Below are 4,747 nucleotides of genomic sequence, written 5' to 3'. Positions count from 1 at the left end.
GACGGGCGTCGGGCCTTCAGGCGCCGGAGTGGACCACGGCGCCCGGCAGCGGTGCCGCGTACATGGCGCAGAAGCACCGAGCGCGGCCGGTGTGTGCGCGGCCGGTGTGTGCCGGGGGCCGCGGCTACCGAGGCGCCAGTTTCCCGCGCCACCCGATCAGCTGGGACAGCGACCTCGCCAGGCCGAGCACGACCTCGCGGACCTCCGCGGGATCGTGGTCGTCCTCCCGCGCGTTGACGACGCACGCCGACGCCACCACGACGCCCTCGGCGTTGCGCACGGGAGCGGCGGTCGCCGTCGTCGTCGTGGTGATGTCATGGTCCGTGGTCACGAGACCCGCGCTTCTCGTCCGCTCAAGTGTGGTGTGCAGCGCGTCGGGGTCGCCGATGACGGTCTCGTCGTCGTCAACGGCCGTGAAGTGGCGTACGTACGCATCGCTGAACTCGTCCGGGGCGAAGGCCAGCAGGACCAGTCCCCGGGCGCCGATGTGCAGGGGATAGGGGCGGTAGGTGTTGGCGTAGGAGAGGCTCGGGATCGGCCGGCGCGGCTCGACGCTCGCGATCGCGATGGAGGCGTACGCGTCGCGCTCGGTGAGCTGGACGAATCCGCCGACACGGTCGGACGCGGTGCGCATCAGCGGCTCGCCCGTGTGGAAGAGAGGGTGTTCACTCAGGTAGGACGACCCGATCGCGAACAGCCTGCGACCTACGTAATGCAGTCCCGTGGCCTCGTCCCGCCGTACGAATCCGTGTTCGCGGAGGTAGGCCAGGGTGCGGTGGGCCGTCGCCCACTTCGATGAGGTGCGTTCGGCCAGCTCCGTGGCCCGCATCGGCTTCTCGGCGAGATATTCGAGCATCTGCATGGCCCGATGCATGCTCTGCATCGAGCTGGAGGTAGCTGAGCGAGCCGTATCGCCACTTTCGAACATCGCCAGAATGTACCACGCGCCGTACCACGGCCGGTCGTCCGATCCGGCCCCGCGACAGGGGTGTCCACCCGTGTGGAGTGCGCCCCTTCACGGCCCGCGCCGACCCGGTGGCGGGGTTCCCTCGGGCCGGGCGGGCCCGGCCTCGGCGCGGCGGCCGGGCGCCGCCAGCAAGCTGCCGGGCTGGGCCGGGCTCGGGCCGACAAGGCTGTTACGTATTGACGTCAGATGTCGCGAGAATGTTAAGCTCCTGGAGTGGAACACGATCTCTGGACTGCCGTCCCGGTGGCGGCCGCCCTGCTGAAGGGCCGGTCACGGTCCACGAGGCATCAACCGCGGAGCCCGGACAGCACGCTTCCGGTGCCGCCACGGGACAAGGAGCTGACGTATGCGGGACCTGAACCACATCGTGTCGACGCGGTCAGCGGAGGGCGTCCAGGTCTGGACGATGACCGCGCCTCCCGTCAACGCGATCGACCCGGACTTCATCAGTGCGCTCAACGCGCGCTATGACGACGCCGTCGCCGACCCGGAGGTCGCCGCGGTCGTCCTCACCAGCGGGCTGCCGGTCTTCTCGGCCGGGGCCGACGCCTCCTGGATGGCCGGGACGGTCGCCGCGCACGGGCTGGATCACCTTCTCGCGGAGTTCAACCGGACCATGGACGCCTTCCGCGAGCTGTGTCTGCGGCTGCGCCGCGGCCCGCTGCTCACCGTCGCCGCGATCGGCGGCCACTGCCTCGCGGGCGGCCTGGAGCTGGCAGCCGCATGCGACCTCCGATTCGTCGCGGACCGCGACCGGCTGCGGATCGGCGCCCCCGAGATGGAGCTGTTCGGGGTACTGCCGAGCGGTGGGGGCGGCGCCCAGTATCTGAGCCGGCTGATGGGCCCCTCCCGCGCCCTGCACTTCATGCTGCACGCCCAGCCGGTCACCCCCCGCCGGGCGGCCGAACTGGGTCTGGCCGATGTGCTGTGCGAGCCGGACGAACTGCTCACGGCCGCGGAGGACTTCGCGGTCACCGCGGCGCGGCGGGCCGGGCGCGTGGGCCTCTCGGCGGCCAGACGCGCCGTGTTCACCGGCCGTGAACTGCCCCTGGCCGAGGCACTCGACCTCGACCACTCCCTGCACTGGGACGCGATGAGACGAGGGAACTTCCTGCCCGGCGTCGAGTCCTTCACCAAGAAGTTCGGATCGGGGTCATGAACGCCCCGGCGATCACCGGTGAGGGGGAGGCCCCGGCGATCATCGGCACGGGCATGACGCCCTTCGGCAACCACCTGGGCCGCACTCTGAAGTCCCTGGGCGCGGAGGCCGTGGACGCGGCCCTGCGGGACGCCGGGCTGGAGAAGACCGACCTGGACATGGCGTTCGTGGCCAACGCGATGGCCTCCGTGGTCACCGGTCAGGTCAGTGTCGTCGGCCAGACGATCCTGCGCGACATGGGAATGACCGGACTCCCCGTGTTCAACGTCGACAACGCCTGCGCCGGATCGTCGTCCGCACTCGCCCTGGCCTGCCAGGCGGTCCGCTCCGGCGAGGCGGACACCGTGCTCGTCCTCGGCGTGGAGAAGCTCTGCAGCGAGGACCGGACACTCACCTACCGAGCGCTGAACGGTGCCGCCGACATCGATGTCCTGCGCCGTTCCGGTATCGACCCGGGCAGGGAGAGCGTCTTCGTCACGGCGGTGTACCCGCCGAGGCTCGCGGCGTACGCGGCACGGCACCGGCTCACCGCCGGGACACTGGCCCGGATCAGCGTCAAGAACCGGCGCCATGCGGCGGACAACCCGCTCGCCCAGTACCGCGAGCCGCTGACCGTGGAGAAGGTGCTCGCCTCCCGGCCGGTCGCGGAACCGGTCCGCGCGCTGATGTGCGCGCCCATCGGCGACGGCGCCGCAGCGGTGGTGGTGACCAGGGAACGCGATGTCACCCCCGCGCACTCGCCGGTATGGGTACGTGCCTGCGCGATCGGGATGGGCGGAGTGGTGGACGGCCGGTCCGCGCTGAGCCGGGTCGCGGACCGTGCCTACCGGCGCGCGGGTGTCGGACCCGGCTCCATCGATGTGGCGGAGACACACGACTCGATCTCGTTCAACGAACTGCTGGCCTACGAGGAACTCGGATTCTGCGGCCCGGGCGAAGGCTCCGACCTGGTGGCCGGGTCCGTCACCACCCTCGGCGGCCGGCTCCCCGTCAACACCAGCGGCGGCCTGGAGTCGCGCGGCCACCCGGTCGCCGCCACCGGACTGGCTCAGATCGCCGAACTGGTCGCGCAACTGCGCGGCGACGCGGCGGCCCGGCAGGTGCCCGGCGCCCGCTGGGCACTCGCCGAGAACGCCGGCGGGCTGGCACTCGACGACACCGCGGCGATCGCCGTGACGATCCTGGAGGGGCGGGGCGGGAAATGAACACGGGACACGCGAACACGGGACGCGAGAACACGGGACGCGAGAGCACGGCGAACGGAAGCACCGGGAACGCGAACCCCGGGAACGCAAACCCCCGACAGGCGGCCACCGGACAGGCGGGCACCGGACGCGAGAACACCTCGAACGGGCACACCGGAGACCGGGACGCCCGCTGTGAAGTGGCCATCATCGGTTTTGGTCCGGTCGGCATGGCCATGGCGGGCCTGCTGGGCAGGCGCGGCATCCGGGTCCTCGTGGCGGAGAAGTCCACCGAGGTCTTTCCGCTGCCCCGCGCCGCGCACATCGACCACACCGGCCTGCGCACACTCCAGGAACTCGGCTGCCTGGACGAACTGCTGCCCCGGATGATCCCCAACCGCGGCCTCGCCCTGGTCGACGCCTCGCTGCGCAGGCTGGTCCAGGTGCCGGGCGACCAGGGAAGCGCCTCCGGGCTGCCCGCCAGCATGTACTTCTACCAGCCCGAGTTCGACCGCGCCCTGGAGCGTGCCGTCACCGCGATGGAGAGCGTGGAGGTGCGCCGCGGCCTGGAGATGACGTCCCTGACACCCGGCCCCGGCGGTGTCACTGCCGACTGCCTCGACCACACGACCGGCGAGACGGTACGGATCGAGGCCGACTGGCTCATCGGCTGCGACGGAGCGGCCAGCCCGGTCCGCCAGGCCATCGGCATCACGCTGGACAGCCTGGGCTTCGACGAGGAATGGCTCGTCCTCGACCTGGTCGACCGGCTGGGGCGCGAGGACCTCCTCGCCGAGGCGATACAGGTCTGCGATCCGCGCCGCCCCTATGTGGCCAACCCGATGCCCGGGGGACGCTACCGGGCCGAGTTCATGCTGCTGCCCGGTGACGATCCGGCGGCCCTGCGGGAACGCGCCTCCCTGGACCGGCTGCTGGCCCCCCTCTTCCCGGAACTGCGGTTCGACATCGAACGCAGCGCCGTCTACACCTTCCACGGGCTGAGCGCCCGGTCCTGGCGTACGGGCCGCGTCCTGCTCGCGGGCGACGCGGCGCACCAGATGCCCCCGTTCCTGGGCCAGGGCATGTGCTCAGGGCTCCGGGACGCCTCGAACCTGGCCTGGAAGCTCGCCAGGGTCCTGCGCGGCAGGATGCCCGCGGCCCTGCTGGACACCTACGAGGCCGAGCGGGCCCCGCATGTGCGCAGCGTGGTGGAGTCCGCCGTCGAGTTCGGCCGGTTCGTGAGCATCAGTGACCCGGACGAGGCCGCCGAGCGCGACCGGCGGCTGCTCTCGGGGGAGAACTCCAGTCCGCTGCGGTTCCAGCTGCCGTCCCTGCCACCGGGGCCCCTCGTCCACGGGGGCGGGGGATCCCTCTTTCCCCAGCCGACGCTGGCGGGGGGCGCCCGGCTGGACGACGAGGTCGGCGACCGGTTCCTCG

The 4,747-nt window shown here is 71.7% G+C and carries 4 protein-coding genes; 3 read left to right on the top strand and 1 reads right to left on the bottom strand.

The window, feature by feature from the left end; all coding sequences use genetic code 11:
- Positions 1 to 124 precede the first annotated feature (124 nt).
- Positions 125 to 883, bottom strand: coding sequence for an IclR family transcriptional regulator (locus ACWF94_RS33700; protein WP_453497381.1), 759 nt, complete (start codon positions 881 to 883; stop codon positions 125 to 127).
- 430 nt (positions 884 to 1,313) lie between these two features.
- On the opposite strand from ACWF94_RS33700, the gene ACWF94_RS33695 reads away from it, so the two are divergent.
- The 3 genes from ACWF94_RS33695 to ACWF94_RS33685 all read left to right on the top strand — a co-directional run.
- A complete protein-coding gene (locus tag ACWF94_RS33695) occupies positions 1,314 to 2,126 on the top strand; it encodes an enoyl-CoA hydratase/isomerase family protein (RefSeq protein ID WP_453497378.1) in 813 nt (270 codons plus the stop codon).
- Positions 2,123 to 3,331 carry a thiolase family protein gene (locus ACWF94_RS33690; protein WP_453497375.1) on the top strand — a complete coding sequence of 403 codons (1,209 nt, stop codon included), beginning with the start codon at positions 2,123 to 2,125 and terminating at the stop codon, positions 3,329 to 3,331. Before ACWF94_RS33695 ends, ACWF94_RS33690 begins: the two co-directional genes overlap by 4 nt.
- Positions 3,328 to 4,747 (top strand): bifunctional 3-(3-hydroxy-phenyl)propionate/3-hydroxycinnamic acid hydroxylase (locus ACWF94_RS33685; protein ID WP_453497372.1); only part of this gene is annotated, 1,420 nt, incomplete at its 3' end. The genes ACWF94_RS33690 and ACWF94_RS33685, both read left to right, overlap by 4 nt.

It is taken from the genome of Streptomyces sp. NPDC055078 (assembly GCF_053607985.1).
This window is presented reverse-complemented; position numbering and strand designations above follow the sequence as displayed.

What these genes read in the sequence shown, in the direction of transcription:
- ACWF94_RS33700 (WP_453497381.1), bottom strand. Translation starts at nt 883, where the DNA reads ATGCAGAGCATGCATCGGGCCATGCAGATGCTCGAATATCTCGCCGAG.
- ACWF94_RS33695 (WP_453497378.1), top strand. Translation starts at nt 1,314, where the DNA reads ATGCGGGACCTGAACCACATCGTGTCGACGCGGTCAGCGGAGGGCGTC.
- ACWF94_RS33690 (WP_453497375.1), top strand. Translation starts at nt 2,123, where the DNA reads ATGAACGCCCCGGCGATCACCGGTGAGGGGGAGGCCCCGGCGATCATC.